The sequence below is a fragment of the Actinomadura macra NBRC 14102 genome, assembly GCF_001552215.1.
In the GTDB taxonomy this organism is placed as follows: Bacteria; Actinomycetota; Actinomycetes; order Streptosporangiales; family Streptosporangiaceae; genus Spirillospora; species Spirillospora macra.
This window is the reverse complement of record NZ_BCQT01000007.1, coordinates 69273-89762: the sequence shown is the minus strand read 5'-3', so window position 1 is coordinate 89762 and position 20490 is coordinate 69273. Positions and strand designations below refer to the sequence as shown.

The following is a 20490-nucleotide window of genomic DNA, read 5'->3' as shown; positions in this document are numbered from 1 at the left end:
ACCGGCGCGCCTTGTCAGCGGACCGGTCAGGGCGGCGGTGAAGGGCGGCGGTGAAGGGCGGCGAGGTCAGGGCAGGAGTGCGGCGAGGAGGCGGTTGTCGCCGCGTTGCCAGAGCGTGCCGACCTCGCCGAAGCCGGCCCCGCGCAGGGCGGCGGTGTGCGCCGACAGCAGCTCCGACTCCGAACCGTGGTGGCCGGACGTCTCCTCGCGGAGCGCGCGCAGGTCGGCGAGGGCGGGATCGGCGGCGACCGCGTCCCACCACTGCGTCCAGTCTTCCGGGCGGTCGTGGGCGAACCGGCGTTCCCGCTCCCGCTCGCGGAGCGCGGCGTCCAGCCCGGCCAGGCCGGGAGCGGTGTCGCGGACCGACAGGTTGTCGCCGTTGAGGAACAGGCCGCCGGAGCGCAGCACCCGCGCCAGCTCGCCGTAGGTGACGCGCAGGGCCTCGCCCGAGATCCAGTGCAGCGCGGTGGTGCTGACGGCGGCGTCGGCCTGCCGGTCCAGCCGCAGCCGCGCCGCCCAGCCCGGCTCACGCAGGTCCAGCTCGGTGAAGACCAGGCCCGCGCGGTCGGCGTGGACGGCACGGCCGAGCGACATCAGCAGCGGGTCGGTGTCGATCGCCACGACCGTGGCGGCGGGGATGCGGTCGAGGATGCGGCCGGCGAGCGAGCCCGGCCCGCAGCCGAGGTCCAGGACGAGCGGGTCCGGGCGCCCCGCCGCGGCCTCCAGCGCGTCGATCATGGCGGTGAACCGTTCCTCGCGGTCGGGGATGTACCCCTCCTGCTGGACGTCCCAGCGGGCGATCCAGGTGCCGGCGGCCTCGCGGGTGAGCATGGACGCACCCCTCCAGTCACTGTCGTATAACCTTTGGACAGTGACAAGCTAGTACCGAAGGGCGTAACTGGTCAAGTGAACTTCAACAGTCACACCGATGCCGTGGTGCAGGCCGCCGCCGGGTTGGTCAACGTGTTCACCGCGGGGGAGCGGCGCGGGCGCCCCTACCCCCTGCCGCCGGCCGCCGAGCTGAGAGTCCTGGCGGCGGAGGTCCTCGGGACCACCGGCAGGGGCGTGCGCGTCTCCGAAGCCGAGCTGGCCGAGCTGGCCGCCGTGGCCCGCGACCTGCGCGCCGTCTTCGAGGCGATCACCGCCGGCGACGTCGACACCGCCGCGGCGCAGGTCAACGCCCTCCTGGAGGGGACGCAGGCCAGACCGCACCTGGACCGCCACGACGGCGAACCCTGGCACGTGCACTTCCACGGCGCGGGCGACAGCATCGCCGACCTGTGGGGCGCCCCCTGCGCCACCGGCCTCGCCGTCGTCATCGGCAGCGAGATGCAGGACCGGCTCGGCGTCTGCACCGCGCCGCACTGCGACCGCGTCTACGTCGACACCTCCCGCAACGGCACCCGCCGATTCTGTTCCACCGCCTGCCAGAACCGCGTCAAGGCCGCCGCGTTCCGCGCCCGCGCGGACACCGGCTGAGCGGACGCCGGCTGACCCGCCTCCACACGAAGAAGAGTGCAGGCCGAGAGCACCCCGCAGTTCTCTCGGCCTGCACGAACCTGGACGATCCCGATCAGTCGATGTCGGGACCGTAAACCTCCCACAGCTCCCCGGCGAAGAACCTGCCGAAGCTGACCAGCTTTCCGGTGCCGTCCGGCCCCGCCGTGCGGAACGTCGTCAGCTGCCGGGCGAAGTCGGTGAGCTGGATGTGCAGTACGCCCGCGCCCAGCACCTGCGCGCCGCCCTCCGCGTCCTCGTCGACGTGGCCTTCCAGGATCCGCACGTACAGTGTCGACGTGTCGGGCCAGATCCGCGTCGGCGGGCCGTGCAGGACGTTCTTGTGGCCGACCAGAGTGCGGGGCCGGTCCTCGCCGTCGCTGAAGTACAGCCGGTACTTCATCAGCCGGCGGTCCTCCGCGCCTCCCGGCGCGAAAAGGTTGAACCAGCCCCGCTGGACGGGACGCCGGCCCCCGTAGCCAGCGGCGTCGATCCATCCCTCGGCCCTCGCGGCATGCTCGGGCTCGGCCAGGAAACGGTCGGTGTCCTCGGCGGTGATCGTCAGCCGGAACGCCAGCCGCTCGCGCTCGTCCGCGAGTTCCCCCGCCCGCGGATCGATCGCGCCATAGGTGACGAACCCCTTCATCTCCTCGGTGAACGACAGCGACGTACGGTCCGGTGCCACGGCGATCGATCCCCCGATACCGCCGCGGCTCCCCGAAAACGGACCGTACGCCGAGCCGTTCCCCGAGCTGTCCCCCGCCCCGTCGGTCGAGCCGGCCCCCCCGGCCGGCCCGGCCCCCGTGTCCGTCGAGGCGGCGATGACCGTGCCCGCACCCCCGCGTGCGGGCACGCTCTCCAGCAGCCGCGTGGCCAGGCGATCGGCCTGCGCGGCGATGGTGAGCGAGGGATTCGGGCCCACTGCCCCCGGCATCGCCGCCCCGTCGGCGATGTAGAGGCCCGGAAACCCGAACACCTCGCCGAAGGCGTCGCAGACGCCCTCGTCCTTGGTGGCGCCCATCGGCGCCCCGCCCAGCGGATGGACGGTGATGATGCGCTTGCGGAACCACATCGGGTTGTCCGCGTACTCCGCGCCGAGCACGTCCGCGATGCCCTGCATCGTCTTGCGGACCCGCTTGAAATGATTCTCGCTGGTCCGCGTCGTCCAGTCGGCGGCGAGCCGGCCGTCCCGCAGATGCAGCCGCCCGTCGGCGATGTCGCGGCCCATGCCGAGCAGCGGGAGCGAGCTGACCGTCAGGGCTCCATCACCGATCAGGTCCGACAGCTCCTTGGACAGGTTCGTGTCGGGCGCGTCCCTGAAGAACTCGGTGAACCGGTTCCACAGGAACTTCACCGCGCGCTCGATCTCGTTGCCGACGTCGAAGCCCTGGATGATCCAGTCGGCGAACCCCGGGTAGCCGCCGTCCTGGATGTAGGCGCCGCGGCCGGCGCCGTGCATGCCGTCCAGCTCGTCCGCCAGCCGGATCGCGCTGGTGATCACCGGGCCGCGGGCGGCGTCCAGCGGCCGGACCCGGTTGCGGTCCTTGGCCTTCAGCAGGAAGGTCAGCAGGTCGCCGTTGCCGCTGAACCGGGTACCGAGCGCCTGGCTCAGCCCCGGGAACGCCTTCTGCGACTTCAGCAGCAAGTACGTCGTCCCGTAGGTGCCGGCGCCCAGGATCAGCCGGTCGCACGACATCGTCACCACCCGCGGGCGGCTCTTGCGCGCGGTGAGGTCGGCGTGGTGGACGTAGTCGACCTGGTAGCCGCCGCCCGGCCTCGGCCGGATCGCCTTGACCTCGCGGGAGGTACGGATGTCGGCGCCCTGGTGCGCCGCCGCGGACAGGTAGGTGTGGTCGAGGCTGTTCTTGGAGCCCTCGTTGCAGCCGATGTTGCACTCGCCGCACAGCTTGCACGTCCGCCGGCCGACGCGGTGGATGTTGGGGTACGCCGCGTCCGCGATCGGCAGGCTCACCCCCGGCGTGCCTCCCGGCTCGGAGGCGAAGCTCACCGCGAGCGGCGGCAGCGTGCACTGCAGGCCCAGCTCCGCGGCGGCGTCCTGCATCGCGTGCGCCTTCGGGGTGTCGTCGAACGGCGGACGGTTCAGCGGGTACGGGGTCGCGCCGAGCATCCGCTCCACCACGTCGTAGTGCGGATCGAGGTCGGCGCGCGAGACCGGCCACGGCTCGTACCCGCCGTCCGGCAGCGGCTGGTCGTGGACGAACCAGTGCTCGTCCTTGCGGAGGAGCACGTTGGCGTAGATCAGCGATCCGCCGCCGAGCCCCGCCGACACGACCGAGTCGCAGCCTTTGAAGGACCACACGTCGAACATGCCGTACAGGCCCGCGGCCGGGTCCCAGAACGCGCGGCCCATCTGCCGCGGTGAGCGCGGGAAGCTGCCGGGTGGGTACGGCTGGCCGCGCTCCAAGAGCACGACCGACTGTCCGGCCTCGGCCAGCCGGTACGCGGCGACCGAGCCGCCGAATCCGGACCCGATGACCACGGCGTCAACGTGTTCCATACCAGTCACCAGTCACTGGGCTTTCCGCTAGTGCGCCGCCGGGTCCTCATGCGCTGTGCCGCTTGAGGAAGTCGACGATGCGCGGAAAGACGTCGATGTAGGAGTTCTTTCCGATCAGGGGGTCGAGGTGCCCGTAGCCGGGCAGTACCGCCAGCTCGTGGCGTCCAGGGGCGGCCTTCTCCAGGATCTTGTGGAGGTGGACGTTGGAGTCGGTGAAGACGCGGTTGCGGTCGGGCGCGAGGAGCAGCAGGGGGGTCCGCACGTCCGCCGCGTTCTTCAGGTAGTTGTTCGGCAGGCTCGCGTAGCGCGGGTCGTCCGGCGCGTACTTCACCGAGTGGCCGGCCGAGACCATCTTGCGGACGTGCCGGTAGTAGTGCAGGCCGGACGCGGAGCAGATGTCGGCGACCCGCGCGTGCGTCTCGGGCAGCAGGTTGGCGTGCTCGTACATCGCCGGCTTGCCCGCGCCCCACTGGAAGCTCTGCATGTGACAGGCGGGCGCCTTGCACTCGTTGTGGAACAGCGACACCAGGCGCGAGAGCATCCAGGGGCGGGTGAGGAACGGCGCTTCACCGAACCTCGGATCGAGGAACGGCAACCCGACGACGTACTCCAGGAACCAGGTCCCGAACGAGAGCTTCAGCTTCGAAAAGGCCGGCACCCGCGGTGTCAGCGACACGCTGTTGCACGTCAGGCTGGTGATGCCGTCGACGGCGCCGGCGAACAGGCTCATCGAGAACGACACCGCGCCCAGGCAGTGCGCGATGACGTGCACCCGGCGGTCGCCGATGTGCTTGCGCAGTTCCTTGAGGGTGGCCGGGAAGTCGTAGAGCGCGATGTCGTCCAGCGTGTAGCGGTGCGTCTCGGCGTCGTAGGGGAAACGGCCGCTCATCCGGAAGTCCACGGCCCAGACGTCGCCGAAGCCGTTGTCGAGCAGGTGGCTCGCCAGGTTCCGGTGCTCGGGCATGATGTAGACGTCGCTCGCGGAGGTGAGGCCGTGGACGAGCAGGACCACGTCGTCGCCCTCGGTGCGCAGGAAGCGGGTCAGGTTGAGCCCGAGCCCGTCCTCGGTCGCGAACGGGTGCACCGATATCTCGGCGTTCGACACGCCTGCGTGCGTGAAACGCGTGATCGTCCGTGTCATGTCCTTCACCTCCGTCGTCCCGCAACGATGATGCGGTGACCGGCTCATTTGGGGCATCGTGGTAAACACCTACTTCTTCCCCCGACCCCGGTCAGCAGGTATGGAGCTGATCCGTACCGGCATACGTAACGTCTGTGACGCACGGAGTCGGGCAGAGGTTCTGGAACCGACAGGACGTGGCTGAAACAGGACAGAACGGAACGTTCCAATGCCTTTGCGGCGACCGTATCCGGGTTCTCGTCAACCGCCCTGCGTGTCCGGATCCGCCTCTGTCCGGCTCAGCGCGCTCACTACGCCCACACGCGAGTTCACGCCGAACTTGGCGAAGATGTGCGACAGGTGCGTCTCCACGGTGCGGATGCTGACGAACAGCCGCTCGGCGATCTGCGAGTTCGAGCAGCCCTCGACGACCAGCATGGCGACCTCGTACTCGCGCTTGGACAGCCCGCCCGGCAACCCGGAGCTCCGGCCGCCCCTGGTCGGCACCCGAACGCCGATCCGGCGCTGCTCGCGGACGGCCTGCGCGTGCAGCGTCCGCGCACCGCACTCGGAGAAGATCCCGGCCGCCGTGCGCAACTGCTCGCGGGCGGCGGCGCGGTCATCGGCCTCGGCGTAGGCGGTACCCGCACGCAACCGGGCCCGGCCCGTCTCGATCTGATGCCCGGCATTCTCGAACATCTCCGCCGCCGTCACCGCCTCCCGCGCGGCCTCCGCCGGCTCGGCGAGCTGGAGGGCGTGCGCCCGGGCCAGGTGGGCGAGCGCGTTGTGAGCCTCCAGGCCGGGGATCACGAAGCCCTCGGTGCGCTTCACCCACTCCATCGCGGCGTCGGGGCGCCCACGGCCCGCCTCCAGCCCCGCCATGGCCTCGCACAGCGACAGATGCGTCCGCTGGTCCAGCGGGCCGCCGAACGCGACCTCGACGGCGCGGGCAGCCTCGTCGAGGCGGCCGAGGCCGATCAGCGCCATCGCGCGGGCGTAGCGGGCCATGGATCCCCACCACTCGCCGACGCCCGCGCCGCACTCGATGGCCTCCTCGGCATGCCGCAGCGCGGACTCATCGTCGCCCGACCAGCCCGCCACCAGGCTCTGCTGGGTCAGCGCGAACACCAGCTGCTGGCCCGAGGTCAGCAGCCGGGCCTCCTCCACGGCCTCCTCGGCGGCGGCCGCGGCCTCCTCCAGCCGCCCGAGCATCCCGTAGGCGCGGGCCTGGCCCGCCCTCAGATTGGTCACGATGTAGAGCTGGCCGGTCGCGCGCGCGACGGTGACGGCGCGCTGGAAGCGGTCGGCCGCGCTGAGGAAGTGGCCCATGAACGTCGAGGCCCAGCACAGCCAGGCGATGGCGTCCATCCACTCCGACAGGTGCTCGTCGGGGGCCGCGTCGACCAGGACGCCCGCGGCCTCCAGATAGCGCAGCGCGTCCTCGACGCGCCCGGCGGCGAGCGCGGGCATCGGGCGCAGCGCGGCGACCGCCAGCTTCAGGCCGGGCTCCCAGTCCTCGGAGTCGTCGGGCATCAGGTCCAGCACCGCCTGCGCGGCCCGGAAGTCGATGCGCATCATCCGCTCGGCGACCAGCCGCATCCGCAGCGGCACCGCGGCGGGGGAGCGCGGGTCGGGCATGCGGCGCAGTTCGTCCAGCAGCAGGGCGCGCGCCTCGTGCGGGCGGTCGAGCTGCCGCTCCATCAGCGCGGCGAGCCGCGCCGCCCGCGCCCGGCGCTCGTAGTCGTCCTCCGGCAGCATCTTCAGGACGTTGCGCGCGGTCTCGCGGCCCTCGGTCAGGTGCCCGCCGACGGTCTGGACCTGCGCCAGTTCCATCATCAGCTCCAGCCGCGACGGCAGCACGGGCCCGCCCGCCTCCGCGGCCACCGGCGTCTCCGGCCGGGTCTCCGGCATCAGCCGCAGCGCCGCCTGCAGCCAGTGCGCGGCGGTCGCCGGGGCCTGCGTGGCGAAGGCGCGCGCGGCCTCCACCAGGGTCGCGATGGCGACCCGGTCGCCGGCCCGTCCCGACCGCTCGATGTGCCGGGCGCGGACGGCGGCGGGCGCGCCGATCTCGGTGAGGTAGGAGGCGATCCGCCCGTGCGCGGCCAGCCGCCACCCGGCCGCGGCGGAGCGGTAGGCGGCGTGCCGGACGAGCGGGTGTCGGAACCGGAACCGCTCGGCCCGTGGCCGGACGATGTCGCGGGCGACCAGCTCGTCCAGCGCCGCCAGCGCCACCTCCTCGCTCACCTCGGCGGCCGCGGCGGCCAACAGTGGCGGGAACTCGTCGGCGGCCACCGCCGCGCTCTGCGCGATCAGCAGCGCGTTCGCGGACAGGCCGCTCAGCTCCAGCTGGAGCGCGGCGCGCACGGCGGGCGGCAGGTCACCGCCCGGCTCGCCGACGGCGAGCGGCTCGTGACTGCGGGCCAGCGCCTCCAGGTAGAACGGGTTGCCGCCGCTCGCCTTGTACAGTTCGCGGCAGCGCGCCCCGCTGACCTGCGGGCCGAGCAGCTCCGCGACCTCCGACTCGGTCAGCGGCTCGACCGACAGCCGGTGCCCGCCCACCGCCTGGACCGACGCCTGCACCAGCGCGGCGAGCCGCGCCGACGCCTGGGCGGGACGGTAGGCGAGCGCGATCAGGACCCGGGCGCGGGGCGGATGGCGGACGAGATGGTCCAGCAGCTCGATCGTGGCGTCGTCGGCCCAGTGCACGTCGTCCACGATCAGCACCAGACCCGACGGGGCGGCCAGCTCCTCCAACAGGTGCCGCACCGCCCGGTAGAGCTGGTACCGGGCGACCGGGGTCGTCTCCGGGGCGCTGCCGGGCGCACCGCCGGGCACGCCGTCGCCATCGCTCAGGACCGTGAACAGCGAGGGGAACACGGGGGCCAGCAGCCGGACCGTCGTCGGGCTGAGGTCGGGGAAGTGGTCTTCCAGATGGTCGTCGAGCGCGTCGACGACGGCGCCGAACGGCATCTCCTGCTCGAACTCGGCCGCGCGGCCCGACAGGATGCTCAGCTTCCGCGCGTCCGCGGCCGAACACAGCTCGTTGAGGAGCCGCGTCTTGCCCGCGCCCGGCTCCCCGACCAGAGCCAGGAACCGGAAGGCTGACGCCGCGGTGGCGTCCAGGGCCTCCTCGAGCTCTTGAAGTACGGACTGCCGCCCGACCAGGGGAACGCCGTTCCCGGGCGCTGCGCCCTGCCGGGCCGTACGACCCTCCATGTCCACACCCCAACAGCGACAGGCGGTCGATACGCCATTACCTGAGAATCCGCGGGATTTACCCTATAGGGTCATTCGTCAATAAGGCGGGACAACACGCCCCATCCCACAGCCTGGCCCCTACAGGCCAGCCTCTCCGTGACCATGTTGTTCATAGCTATCAACCGTCGCCGGGCGCCTCATGTCAACCTCCGGGAGGTAAACCGTTCCGCGCTCGTCACCCTGCACACCTCGTCCCATTTCGCAACTCAGTTCGTCAGGCGGGCCCATGACCGGCGCGGGGAATCGGCCACGCGGCTGAGCGCGACCACCGCCGCGGGCGGCCGACCGGCCCGCCGGTCGCCGAGCCCTCGCATGAACGACAGCTGTTCGAGTGTCGGCGGACCCAGCGCGAGGCTGCGCCGCGCCGCGGTGCCGGCGTCCGCCTGTCCCGTCCGCACCAGGTAGGCGGCTGCCATCGCGCCCGTCCGGCCGACGCCCGCGCCGCAGTGCACGAACACGGGCCCGCGCGCCCGGCCGACCTCCGACAGGAATCGCCCGACCTGCTGCGGGGACGGGGCCTGCCCGTCCCGCAGGGGGAGCCGTACCGCCGTGAGGCCCGCCCGCCCGGGACGGGCGAGCACCTCGGCGGGCAGGTGCTCCGCGCGCAGGTCGATGACCGTCCGGACGCCCTGTGCGGCGAGCCACCGGTACCCGTCGGTGGTGGGCGCGGCGCCGCGCCACAGGTGGTCGTCCACGACCGCGAACTTCCCGATCCCGGGGGCCTCGCGCAGCCCGGCCCGCGCCGACTCCTCCGCCCGCGCGGACCCGCTCATCCCGAGCATGGTCAGGCTCACGCCCGTCCACGCCAGCGCGTAGAACGCCACGCCACCGAGCAGGGACCATCCGAGAATCCGCCGGCGCGACCGCATCCGCCGAGCATAACCGCGCCCCCACGGCGCCCGGACGCGAACGCTCAGGTCACTGCGCGACCAGCACATCCAGGGTCCGGGGGCCGTGCACGCCCTCGACACGGGACAACTCGATGTCGCTCGTCGCGGACGGCCCCGACACCAGCGTCAGCGGGCGGAGCGGGTCGAGCCGTTCGAGTGCCTCGGGCACGTCGGCGGCGATCTGCCCGGCCCGGACGACGATCAGGTGGAAGTCCGGGACGAGCGACAGCGCGCGGGGTCCCTGGTCCGGTCCGTGGTCGAGGATGATCGTGCCCGTCTCGGCGATGGCGACCGCGCAGCCGGTGACGGCGCCGGCCAGCCCGTCCAGATCCCCGGCGGCGGGGTCGCGGACGATCCGGACGCCGGCCGTCCACTCCGCGGGGAGCCCGGCGGGCACCGCGTAGGCGCCCGGCCGCGCGGACAGGCGGCCGGGGATCGCCGACGGGAGGTCGGCCGCGGGCACGCGCAGGACGGTCGCCCGGTAGTCGGCGACGCGCGCCGCGAACAGCCCGACCGTGCTCTCCTCGTCTCCCTCGTGGTGGCGGCGCAGGTAGTTCCGGTCGATCCGGTCATAGGAGGCCGCGACCTCGGCGGCCGGACGAGAGGGCGCCGCCCGCTCGATCCGCCGGAGGATCTCCTCCCGCGCGCTCACCGATCCGCCTCCGCGCCCGGGTGGCCCCCTGTGTCGCGGTCCGTGCCGCCGCCGGTGCGCGTCCACCAGGCACGGAACGACTCGGGGGGCGGTACGGGCGCGTCGCGGGTCTCGGTCCACGCGCCGAGCGGGCCGGGCAACCGCCGGATCCGGCCGCGGCGGGCGACCAGGCGGCCGCCGGCGGCCGCGGCGCGCTGCGCCAGCGCCAGGCGGGTGGGCGAGCGCAGCGTCCACCCGGCGGCCCCCATCGCGGCGCGCTCCAGCGGACGCCGCGGTCCCCGCTCCACCACGCGGGCCCGCAGGTGCACGAGCACCTCGGGGATGTCGATCGCGACCGGGCACGCGTCGAAGCACGCCCCGCACAGCGACGACGCGTAGGGCAGGGACGCGTCCACCGCCGACCCGATACCTCTGATCTGCGGCGAAAGGATCGCGCCGATCGGCCCCGGATAGGGCGAGCCGTAGGCGTGGCCGCCCGCCCGCCGGTACACCGGGCACACGTTGAGGCACGCCGAGCAGCGGATGCAGCGCAGCGCCTGCCGTCCGACCTCGTCGGCGAGCGTGTCGGTGCGGCCGTTGTCGAGCAGGACGAGATGGAAGTCGCGCGGTCCGTCGCCGGGGTGGACGCCCGTCCAGGCGGAGGTGTAGGGGTTCATCCGCTCCGCCGTGGACGAGCGGGGGAGGAGCTGGAGAAAGACCTCCAGGTCCCGCACGGTCGGCACGATCTTCTCCACGCCCATCACCGAGATGAGCGTGTCGGGGAGTGTCAGGCACATCCGGCCGTTCCCCTCCGACTCCAGGACGAAAAGCGTCCCGGTGTCGGCCACGGCGAAGTTGACGCCCGAGACCGCGACCTTCGCCGATAGGAACTTGGCCCGCAGGTGCCGCCGCGCGGCCTCGGCCAGTTCGGCGGGCGAGTCCGTCAGGCCCGCGGGCGCGTCCTCCATGGCACGCAGGAAGATGTCGCGGATGTCGGACCGGTTCCGGTGGATGGCCGGGACGAGCAGGTGCGAGGGCCGGTCGTCGCCGAGCTGGACGATCAGTTCCGCGAGATCGGTCTCGTAGGCGGCGATGCCCTGCGCGGCGAGCGCCTCGTTCAGCCCGATCTCCTGCGTGGCCATGGACTTGACCTTGACGACCTCGGTCTGGCCGGTCGCCTTCACCAGGTCCGCGACGATCCGGTTGGCTTCCGCGGCGTCCCGCGCCCAGTGGACGGTGCCGCCCGCACCGGTGACCCTCTCCTCCAGCAGCCGCAGGTAGTGGCCGAGGTTCGCCAGGACGTGGTCCTTGATCTGCCGGCCCGACTCGCGGAGCTCCGCCCAGTCCTCCAGTTCGGCGACGGCGGCGGTGCGCCGTCCGCGGATCGTGGCGGTGGCGCGGGCGAGGTTGCCGCGCAGCCGCGCGTCGTTCACCGCCCGCGCCGCCGCCTTGGGGAAGGCGGGCATCCCGAGGTAGGTCGGCATCGCGGTCACCGCGGGTCCCCCTCGGTGGAGGCGAGGATCTCGGCCAGGTGGACGGTCCGGACGCCCGCGCGGGTGCGGGTGAGCGCACCGCCGATGTGCGCCAGGCAGGAGTTGTCGGCCGCGCACAGCGCCTCGGCGCGCGTCCGGCGGACGGCGGCGACCTTGTCCGCGCACATCGCGGCCGACACCTCGGCGTTCTTCAGCGCGAACGTCCCGCCGAAGCCGCAGCACTCGGCGGCGTCCGGCAGGTCGGCCAGATCGAGGCCGCGGACCTCGCGCAGCAGCCGCAGCGGGCGGTCGCCGACGCGCAGCATCCGCAGCGAGTGGCACGTCGGGTGGTAGGCGACGCGGTGCGGGAAGTACGCGCCGACATCGGTGACCCCGAGCACGTCCACGAGGAACTCCGACAGCTCGTACACGCGGGACGCGACGCCGGCGGCGCGCGGCGCGAGCCGCGGATGCCAGTCGCGGATCATCGCGCCGCAGGACGCCGACGGCGTCACCACCGCCTCGTACGGGGCGAACGTCTCGGCGAACCCCTCCACCAGGCGGAGCGCCTGCCGCCGGTATCCGGTGTTGAGGTGCATCTGGCCGCAGCACGTCTGCGCGAGCGGGAAGTCCACATCGTGGCCGAGCCTGCGCAGCAGCCGCACCGTCGCGCGGCCCGTCCCCGGGTACATCGTGTCGTTCACGCACGTGAGGAACAGTGCGACCTTCACGCCGTCTCCCCTCCGGCCAGTGCCGGCCGCCGCACCGGGCACCGCCGTGACCCCGGCCGCGAACTCGATGGGGTCGTACCCGATCAGCGCCGCGCCAGTCCGGACAGGCGCGCCCCATCCGGCTGCGGGACGGCGCAAGAGGACGGCCGGCGCCCGGACCGTGCGTTGCCGCACCGTCCCCACCCGGGCAGCCGGCCGTCCTGATGGGGTTCGCTCGCCGGCCACCGTGACGGCCGGGGAACCCGAAGGGACAACGACGGACCCCGCCGAGAAGTTCGCACGGAACGAGGACGTGCTGACGATGGTGGACACGCGGTGCGAACCCGATCGGTTGCACCTGGTGAGGGTGGGTATGGCCGTCGAGGCGAGCGGCGGGGGGTGGACAACGGGGGGCGAGATGGGCGAGGTCATCCGGGCGTTGCTGCCCCTCACGCTGGGGGTGGCGATCAGCCCGATCCCGATCATCGCGGTCATCGCCCTGCTGCTGACGCCACGGGCGAGGGACGCGGCGCTCGGCTTCCTAGCGGGGTGGACGGTCGGCATCGTGGCCGCGACGACGCTGCTCGTGGTGATCGCGAACGTCATTGGAATGAACTCCGACACCGGCGAACCGAAGTCACCGGTGTCATGGATCGTGCTGCTGTTGGGCGTGCTGGTGCTGACCATCGCCGCTCGGGAGTGGACCTCCCGCCGGACCGGACGGCATGACGTCCCGGGGCTCCTGGACGACCTCTCACCGGTGAAGGCCGCCCAGCGGGGGCTGCTGCTGTCGATCATCAATCCGACGAACGCGTTGATGTTCGTCGCCGCCGGGATCGTCGTGTCGCAGGGTCTGCTGAGCATCGGTGAGGAGGTCGTGGCCGTCGCGGTCTTCTCGATCCTCGCCGCGTGCGGGGTGGCCGTCCCGGTGATCGTCTACCTCGTCGACGCCGAGCGGTGGCGGCCCCGGCTGGACGCGTTGCGCGCGTGGCTGGAGCCGAACAGCAGGACCGTGGTGTCGGTCCTGCTGCTGGTCATCGGCGTCGTCCTGCTGGGCCAGGGCATCGGCGGGCTCATCGACTGATCCGGGCAGGACCGGAGGCGATGCCAGGGCCGGGCGGCCGTGGGCCGAGACTCATCGTCATCCGAGCAGGGAGAGCTCCAGATGCGCGGAGACGATCCAGTTGGGGACGTCGACGATCTCGGAGATCTTCAGGTCGGCGGCGATGCTCGCGAGCAGGTAGGCGTCGACGGGGGCCAGGCCGGTGCGGGCGACGACCTCGTCGACGAGGTTGCGGGTCGCGTCCTTGGCCGCCCGCATCAGGTCGGGGCCGATGCCGGTCGTGGCGAGGGCGGGGCCGGAGCGGTGCGTGCGCGGGTCGGTCTCGACGACCGGGGTCGCCGGGGCGGCGCCGCGGCGCAGGCCCACCCGGAGCCGGACGGACGCCTCGGTCTCGACGCCGGTCCCGCACACCTCGCCGTCGCCCATCGCGGCGTGCGCGTCGCCGAGGGACAGCAGCGCGCCGTCCACCCCGACGGGCAGGACGAGCCGCGCGCCCGGTCCGATGTGCCGGATGTCCATGTTGCCGCCCCAGCGGCGCGGCGGGACGATCGAGTGCGCGCCGGGCTCGGGGGGTGCCACCCCGATGGTGCCGATCATCGGGACGACCGGGACGCGCAGCCCCGGCAGCGGCTCGGCCCAACCGTCCGCGATCTTGGAGATGCGCAGGTGCGGGTCGGGGAAGTCGTCGGCGAGCAGGCCGAACCCGGGGATGCAGGCCGTCCAGCCCCAGTCGCCGACCGTCATGTCCAGGATGTCGATCACCAGGGCGTCGCCGGGGCGGGCGTCCTCGACCAGGAACGGGCCGGTCACCGGGTTGACGCGGGCGAAATCGAGCGCGGCGACCTCGGCGGTGCCCGCGCTGGGGCCGAGCTGACCCCCGCTCGCGTCGCCGGTGTCGACGGTGATCTCGGCCTCCGGGACGAGGGCCGCGACGGGCGGGATCGCGTTGTCCCAGGCGTTGTGCGCGCTGGTGCGGCGGATGTGCATCAGTCCTCCAAAGCGAGGTCGGTACCGCGGCCGGAGAGCCGGTAGAACAGCAGCACGAGGACGCCGACGCCCAGCCAGGCCAGACCGCCGATCTTCGCGTCGGCGTCGGCGTGCCACAGTACCGAGCCCGTGATCATCAGGCCGAGCGCCGGAGCCAGCACGTGCAGGTGCCAGCGGGTGCTGCGGTTGCGCAGCTTGAAATGCACGAACACGGCGACGTGCAGCATCAGGAACGCGAACAGCGCGCCGAAGTTCACCAGCTGTGACAGCAGGCTGATCTGCCCGGTGAAGAAGAGCCCGAGGGCGAGGGACACGGCGGCGACGAACAGGATGGCGCGCTCGGGCGTCTTGCGGGTCGGGTGGACGTAGGCGAGGAACGCGGGCAGTTTGCGGTCGCGGGCCATGCTGAACAGCAGCCGGGACGTGGCCGCCTGCGCGACGAGCGAGTTGGCGACACCGGTGGCGAGCGCGGCGGCGACCGCCGTGGTGTCCTTGAGCCAGCCGCCGCCCGCGATCCAGGCGATGTCGTAGAACGCGGAGTTGGTGGCCTCGTCCCCGTCGAACCCGGTGCGGCCCGGCACCAGCAGCGCCGCGACCCATGTCTGGAGCACGAAGAGGGCCGCGACCAGGCACAGCGCCACCAGCGTGGCCCGGCCGACGAGATCGCGGGCACCGCCCTTGACCTCCTCGGAGAGCGTGGAGATCCCGTCGAAGCCGAGGAAGCTGAGCACCGCGATGGACAGCGCCCCGAAGATCAGGCCGGGGGTGAGCAGGTCGGCGTTCACCAGCGGGTCGAAGGAGAAGCGCGCGCCGTTCTCCCCGCGGGCGACGGCGGCGACGCCGAACCCGATGAACAGCGTCAGCACCACCAGCTCGGCGAACAGGAAGATCCGGTTCAGCCGCGCCGTCGACTCGATGCCCAGGAAGTTGATCGTGGTGTTGACCACCACGAACATGACGACCCAGGACCACTGCGGGACCTCCGGCAACAGCGAGTTCAGCGCCGCCGCGCTCATCACGTACAGCAGGGTCGGGACGAGCAGGTAGTCCAGCAGGATCGCCCAGCCCGCGAGGAACCCGACCTTGTCGTTGATGCCGCGTCCGGCGTAGGAGTAGACGGACCCGGCGATGGGGAACGCGCGCGACATCTCCCGGTAGCTGAGCGCGGTGAACAGCATCGCCACCAGCCCGATGAGGTAGGTCAGCGCCACCATGCCCTTGGACTCGTTGAACACGGCGCCGAAGATGGTGAACGGCGCGATCGGGAGCATCATCACCAGGCCGTAGATGACCAGGTCGGGCAGGCCGAGCGAGCGTTTGAGCTCCTGGGAGTAGCCGAAGGACTCCAGGGTCTGCTCGCCTGGGCCGGAACCGGGGCCGGAACCGGGGACGGGGGAGCCCGCGGGCTCGGAACGGGTCGTCATGTGCGCACACGCCTTTCAGGGGTCCGCTTCGTGGGCGTCGAGGGCCGCGAAACGGCTCTCCGGCGGTGGCCGGTGCGGTTCCGCGGTCCTTCCTCCGGGCCGGCCGGACGGATGCGGGTGCGAGAATAAGTGGTGAAAGATTGAATATCTAGGGCGACGTCGAGACCGCCGCCCGCGTCGCCGCGCGGCAGTTCGCGATCACCGAGGATGCCCTGCGCCGCCTCGCCGAGCGGGTCCGCCCGCGTGTTCCGCCCATGCCGGAGGAGAGGGCCGGTGATCACCGGATTTGGACGGTCCATTCCTGGGCACACGAGCCCCCGCACCTGCACCGCTCAAGGGGGGACACGAAACCGTGACCGTACCGAACGTTGACCTCATCGACGGGAACTCGATGCCGCAGCTCGGCTTCGGGGTGTTCCAGGTCTCCAACGCCGAGGCCGAGACCGCCGTGACCACGGCGCTGCGGAACGGCTACCGCAGCATCGACACCGCGGCCGCGTACCAGAACGAGGAGGGCACCGGCCGGGCGTTGCGCGAGTCCGGGCTGCCCCGCGAAGAGCTGTTCGTCACCACCAAACTGTGGAACAGCGACCACGGCCACGACAGCGCACTCCGCGCCTTCGACGCGAGCATGGCCCGCCTCGGGCTGGAGTACCTGGACCTCTACCTGATCCACTGGCCGATGCCGTCCCGCGACAGCTATCTGGACACCTGGCGCGCGTTCGAGAAGCTCAAGGCCGACGGCCGCGTCCGCTCGATCGGCGTCTCCAACTTCACGGTCGAGACGCTGCGGCGGCTGCTGGCGGAGACCGACGTCGCCCCGGTGATCAACCAGATCGAGCTGCACCCCTACTTCCAGCAGGACGGCCTGCGCGCCTTCCACCGCGAGCACGGCATCCACACCGAGGCGTGGGCGCCGCTCGGGCAGGGCCGCGGCCTGCTGGACGACCCGGCGCTCGCCGCCATCGCGCGGGCCCATGGCCGCACCCCCGCCCAGGTCGCGCTGCGCTGGCACATCCAGATCGGTGATGTGGTCATCCCGAAGTCGGTGACGCCGTCCAGGATCGCCGAGAACATCGACGTGTTCGGGTTCGAGCTGAGCCCGGACGAGATGAAGGCGATCGGCGAACTGGACAAGGGAGTCCGCCTTGGCCCGGACCCCGCCACGTTCAACGTGACGGGCTGACCGCCCGGGTTCACCGTCCGGCCACCCGCCCGGTGATCGGGCGTTCCACCCGCCGGGGACGTTGCGGATGTGAGAATCGTCCCCCGCCGCGCCACCGTCGCAGGACGCCTGGCCCCGGCCGTCGCGCTGGCGACGGCCGCCGGAGCGTCCGCCCCCATGGCCGCCGTGCGTCCCGCTCCTGACCGTGTCCCCGTGCAGGTCGCCGCCGCGACGGCCCGGGCCGGGCCGTGCCGGGGCCGGGCACCCGCCGACTTCGACGGCGACGGTGCGCCCGACCTGGCCGCCGGCGCCCCGTACGCGACCGTCCGCGGCCAGACCCGCGCGGGTGCGGTGGCGATCCGCGCCGCCTCGGGGGTGGCCTGGCTGTCGCGGGAGGAGGCGGCACGTCGCGGTGACGGGTTCGGTGCCGCGCTCGCCGCCGGCGACTTCGACCGGGACGGCTGCGACGACCTCGCGGTCGGCATCCCGGACCAGGTGCACGGCGCGCGCGGGCCGGGAGCCGAGGGCGCCGGCGCCGTACAGATCTTCGCGGGCACCCCGTCCGGCCTACGTCCGGGTGCGGTGCTGACCGTCCGTGCCTTCCACCGCCCCTACGGCACGGACCGATTCGGGGCCTCCCTCGCCGCCGCCGACCTCGACCACGATCGCGATGACGAGCTGATCGTCGGCCTGCCTGGGCTGAAGGGCGGCGGTGGCGTCGCGGTCTTCGGCCTCCAGGGGCGTGCGCTGCGGCCCGGACCCCTCATCACCCAGCGGACGGCCTGGGTGAACCAGTCGGCGGCCGACACCGACGGCTTCGGGACCGTGCTGACCGCCGGCGACTTCGACGGCGACGGCCGCGCCGAGATCGCCGCGGGAGCCCCGGGCGACGGCGCGCGCGGTGCGGGGACGGTGACCGTCCTGGATCCGCTGGAACGGTCCGCGAACTATGTCTCGCAGGACGAACCGGACGTGGACGGCACACCCGAACGCGCCGACGGTTTCGGTTCGGCGCTCGCCGCCGCCGACTTCGACGGCGACGGCCGCGACGACCTCGCGGTGGGCGCCCCCGGCGAGGACCGCGCCGACTCGGCCGCCTACGCCGAGGGCGCCGTCCAGATCCTCGCCGGGCCGGACATGCGGCAGCTCGGCGCCACCCGGACCGGGCGGGGCCGCTACGACCGTCTCGGCTCCGCTCTCGCCGCGGGCGACCTGACCGGCGACGGCGTCCCCGACCTGGCGGCGGGCGCGCCGGGCAACGGCACCGTCCGGATCTTCCCCGGGCGGGGCGGTGCGAGGACGGTCACCTCACCGTTCGGCCCCTACAGCCGCTTCGGTGACGCCTTGTCCATCCGCCGCCGGGACCTGCTCGTCGGGGCGCCGGGCGCCCACGACTTCGCCGGCGCCGTGCTCGTCCTGCCCGGCCTGTCCGCGAGGGTGCGGCCACTGCCGCTCGCCCCGCGGGGCCTGACCGGCTACTCCCTGGGCTGACGCGGGGGGTCAGCCCTTGTCGATCCGGAGTTGCACGCGGTAGTCACCAGGGGAGACCGGGCTCTGCGACCGCCGCTCCGGAGCCAGGCCGACCAGCCCGACCACGTACCCGGAGACGGCCGTCGTCTTCGCGGCCGGGGCGGTGACGTGCAACTCGCGTGCCGCCGGCCGTCCCTCCCCGGAGGTCACCGACACCATCACGGTCGCGTCGCCCGCCCACACGCAGGTGACGTTGACGGGGCACCGGCTGTCGTCTTTCACACCGTCGAACCGGACCGTCAGCCCACCGCCGTCGAGGCGCGCGGTCTGGCCCGGCGCGAGCGTGAACGCCGTCCCCGGCGTGACCGTCGGGCCATCGGGCGGGCCCCCGGTGCCCGCGGAGGCACCCGATCCGCACGCCGCCAACGCGGCGGCCCACGGGATGAGCAGCGTGACCAGGAACGGGCGGAGTTTCAAGGCCGCCATGATTCCCCCTTCGGGAGCGACAACGGGGCAGACCTTGGACGCGCCCGGCGCGCCCGGGGTTCCGTCCCGTGCCGGCGGACCTCGGGGCGGCCTCCGGTCAGCGCCAGGCCCCCAGGGAACGCGCGCCGGACGGAACGGTGAAGGCGGCGGCGACGGAGGACGGGGCGCCCCGGCGGGTGACGTGGGGGAGCGTGTGGAACTCGGCCCGCAGCTCGTCCGCGCCGGCCCTGGCCAGGAGGAAGCCGCGGCGCTGGTCGATGAAGGCGATGTGCGGGTTCTCGGCGCGGACGGCGGCGTTCTCCACAGGGTCGGCGTAGCCGTCACCGTCGCTGGCGACGGACGTGGCGACCAGCTCCACGCCGATCCGGGCCGAGGACGGGTCGTCGAAGTCGGCGAGCAGGTCGCACGCGTGCGCCACGTGCACGTCGCCGGTGAGGACGACGGGATTCGCCGCGCCGGAGGTGGCCAGCGCGCGCATCAGCCGGTCCCGCTCGGCGGCGTAGCCGTCCCAGCCGTCCAGTGCCATCCTGCGGCCGGGGCCGAGCCGGTGGTCGCGCTGGGCGAGGAACACCTGCTGGGCCAGGACGTTCCAGCGGGCGCGCGAGCCGCGCAGGCCCGCCTCCAGCCAGCGGAGCTGCGCGGGGCCGAGCAGGGCGCGCCGCCCGTCCAGCCGGTCGTCGCACCCCTCGCGCAGCCCGTCGTCGCAGGGCTGGTCGGAGCGGAACTGCCGGGTGTCGAGCAGGTGGAGCGCCGCCGTCGCCCCCCAGTCCAGCCGCCGCGTCAGCCGGATCCGGCCGTTCCGCCGGACGGCGGAGGGGCGCAGCGGCATGTGCTCGTAGTAGGCGCGGAACGCGGCGCGCCTGCGCTCGGGGAACCCCGGAACCTCCGTGCCTGGAACGTTCCCGGCCCAGTTGTTCTCCACCTCGTGGTCGTCCCAGATCACCGCCCACGGCGCGGCGGCGTGCGCGGCCTGCAGGTCACGGTCGGCACGGTACTGGGCGTGGCGGCGGCGGTAGTCCGCGAGCGTCCGGCACTTGCCGGGGGTGTGCCTTCGGACGATCGGCAGCGTCTCGTGCGCGCCCGCGGCGTCCTCGTACAGGTAGTCGCCCAGGTGGAACACGAGGTCGGGATGCCGCTCGGCGAGCCGCCGGTAGGCGGTGAAGTAGCCGTGCTCGTAGTACGCGCAGGACACGGCCCCGAACGTCAGCGGGGGCGACGCGCCGGCCGCCGGGGCCGTCCGGGTGCGACCGGTCGGCGAGACGTGCCCGTCCGCGCGGAACCGGTAGAAGTACTCCGCACCCGGCCGCAGGCCGCCCACCTCGGCGTGCACGCTGTGGGCCTCCGCCCGGCGCGCGGTCGCCCGGCCGCTGCGCGCCACCCGGCGGAACAGCTCGTCCTCGGCGATCTGCCACTCCACCGTGACGTCGCGATCGGGCATGCCACCGTGCCCGTCGTCGGCGAGAGGGCGGGGCGCGAGGCGTGTCCAGAGGACGAACCCGCCCGAATCGGGCTCCCCGGACGCCACGCCGAGCTCGAACGGCCCGGACGTCCGGAACGACCGGCGCGCCGCGGGAACGAGCGGCGTCTCCGGCCGGACCGGCGGTGTCTCTGGCCGGGCGGGCACCACCGGGGCCGCTCCGGCGAGCGATGTGGTGGCCAGGAACGTCCTGCGTGTCATGTCCACACCACTCAGTGCAGATCACCTGATTGAGCCGGAACCGACCATCAAGGCAACGGAGCGTGAAGTCGCCGTGGCGCCCGGGCCGAGCGGGTCCGCGACCGGAGGGCCCCTCCGGGAC

General features: G+C 73.1%; 16 protein-coding genes. 4 read left to right on the top strand and 12 right to left on the bottom strand.

Translation table 11 applies throughout. The features are described 5' to 3' along the window. Positions 1-66: 66 nt before the first annotated feature. Positions 67-831, bottom strand: coding sequence for a class I SAM-dependent methyltransferase (locus tag AMA02S_RS13695; protein WP_067457407.1), 765 nt, complete (start codon positions 829-831; stop codon positions 67-69). A 75-nt stretch (positions 832-906) separates the two neighbouring features. Here AMA02S_RS13695 and AMA02S_RS13690 point away from each other — a divergent pair, with 75 nt between their 5' ends. Further along, complete coding sequence (locus tag AMA02S_RS13690; RefSeq protein ID WP_067457404.1) at positions 907-1479, top strand: CGNR zinc finger domain-containing protein; 573 nt, start codon at positions 907-909, stop codon at positions 1477-1479. Positions 1480-1573: 94 nt separating this feature from the next. Here the strand turns inward: AMA02S_RS13690 and AMA02S_RS13685 are convergent, their stop codons facing one another. The 7 genes from AMA02S_RS13685 to AMA02S_RS13655 all read right to left on the bottom strand — a co-directional run bounded on the left by AMA02S_RS13685 (position 1574) and on the right by AMA02S_RS13655 (position 12117). Beyond that, positions 1574-4015, bottom strand: coding sequence for a GMC oxidoreductase (locus AMA02S_RS13685; protein ID WP_067457401.1), 2442 nt, complete (start codon positions 4013-4015; stop codon positions 1574-1576). A gap of 46 nt (positions 4016-4061) precedes the next feature. Further along, positions 4062-5156 (bottom strand): alpha/beta hydrolase, encoded by a 1095-nt coding sequence (locus tag AMA02S_RS13680; RefSeq protein WP_067457569.1) that lies wholly within the window; start codon positions 5154-5156, stop codon positions 4062-4064. 240 nt (positions 5157-5396) lie between these two features. Beyond that, positions 5397-8351 carry a helix-turn-helix transcriptional regulator gene (locus tag AMA02S_RS13675; RefSeq protein ID WP_067457566.1) on the bottom strand — a complete coding sequence of 985 codons (2955 nt, stop codon included), beginning with the start codon at positions 8349-8351 and terminating at the stop codon, positions 5397-5399. 248 nt (positions 8352-8599) lie between these two features. Continuing rightward, positions 8600-9262 (bottom strand): fused DSP-PTPase phosphatase/NAD kinase-like protein, encoded by a 663-nt coding sequence (locus tag AMA02S_RS13670; RefSeq protein ID WP_067457398.1) that lies wholly within the window; start codon positions 9260-9262, stop codon positions 8600-8602. A gap of 49 nt (positions 9263-9311) precedes the next feature. Continuing rightward, positions 9312-9935 carry a LutC/YkgG family protein gene (locus AMA02S_RS13665; protein ID WP_067457395.1) on the bottom strand — a complete coding sequence of 208 codons (624 nt, stop codon included), beginning with the start codon at positions 9933-9935 and terminating at the stop codon, positions 9312-9314. Further along, positions 9932-11398: a LutB/LldF family L-lactate oxidation iron-sulfur protein gene (locus AMA02S_RS13660; RefSeq protein WP_067457563.1), complete on the bottom strand. Its 1467-nt coding sequence runs from the start codon at positions 11396-11398 to the stop codon at positions 9932-9934. Before AMA02S_RS13660 ends, AMA02S_RS13665 begins: the two co-directional genes overlap by 4 nt. 5 nt (positions 11399-11403) lie before the next feature. Continuing rightward, on the bottom strand, positions 11404-12117 hold the full coding sequence (locus tag AMA02S_RS13655) for a (Fe-S)-binding protein (protein ID WP_067457560.1): 714 nt from the start codon (positions 12115-12117) through the stop codon (positions 11404-11406). A gap of 397 nt (positions 12118-12514) precedes the next feature. Between AMA02S_RS13655 and AMA02S_RS13650 the strand changes: the two genes are divergently transcribed. Continuing rightward, positions 12515-13180, top strand: a complete 666-nt coding sequence (locus AMA02S_RS13650) for a GAP family protein (protein ID WP_067457557.1) — start codon at positions 12515-12517, stop codon at positions 13178-13180. A gap of 57 nt (positions 13181-13237) precedes the next feature. Here AMA02S_RS13650 and AMA02S_RS13645 read toward each other — a convergent pair whose 3' ends face one another. Further along, a complete protein-coding gene (locus AMA02S_RS13645; RefSeq protein WP_067457392.1) occupies positions 13238-14146 on the bottom strand; it encodes an acetamidase/formamidase family protein in 909 nt (302 codons plus the stop codon). After that, positions 14146-15570 (bottom strand): APC family permease, encoded by a 1425-nt coding sequence (locus AMA02S_RS13640; RefSeq protein WP_084265115.1) that lies wholly within the window; start codon positions 15568-15570, stop codon positions 14146-14148. Before AMA02S_RS13640 ends, AMA02S_RS13645 begins: the two co-directional genes overlap by 1 nt. Positions 15571-15961: 391 nt before the next feature. Between AMA02S_RS13640 and AMA02S_RS13635 the strand changes: the two genes are divergently transcribed. Next, positions 15962-16756: an aldo/keto reductase gene (locus AMA02S_RS13635; RefSeq protein ID WP_067457551.1), complete on the top strand. Its 795-nt coding sequence runs from the start codon at positions 15962-15964 to the stop codon at positions 16754-16756. A 69-nt stretch (positions 16757-16825) separates the two neighbouring features. After that, positions 16826-18226, top strand: coding sequence for an FG-GAP repeat protein (locus AMA02S_RS13630; protein WP_067457389.1), 1401 nt, complete (start codon positions 16826-16828; stop codon positions 18224-18226). Positions 18227-18235: 9 nt separating this feature from the next. On the opposite strand, the gene AMA02S_RS13625 is transcribed toward AMA02S_RS13630, so the two are convergent. Then, positions 18236-18691, bottom strand: coding sequence for a hypothetical protein (locus AMA02S_RS13625; protein ID WP_067457386.1), 456 nt, complete (start codon positions 18689-18691; stop codon positions 18236-18238). A 97-nt stretch (positions 18692-18788) separates the two neighbouring features. Beyond that, entirely contained in the window at positions 18789-20369 is a 1581-nt protein-coding gene (locus AMA02S_RS13620; RefSeq protein WP_218004953.1) for an alkaline phosphatase D family protein, read from the bottom strand. Between the last annotated feature and the right edge of the window lie 121 nt (positions 20370-20490).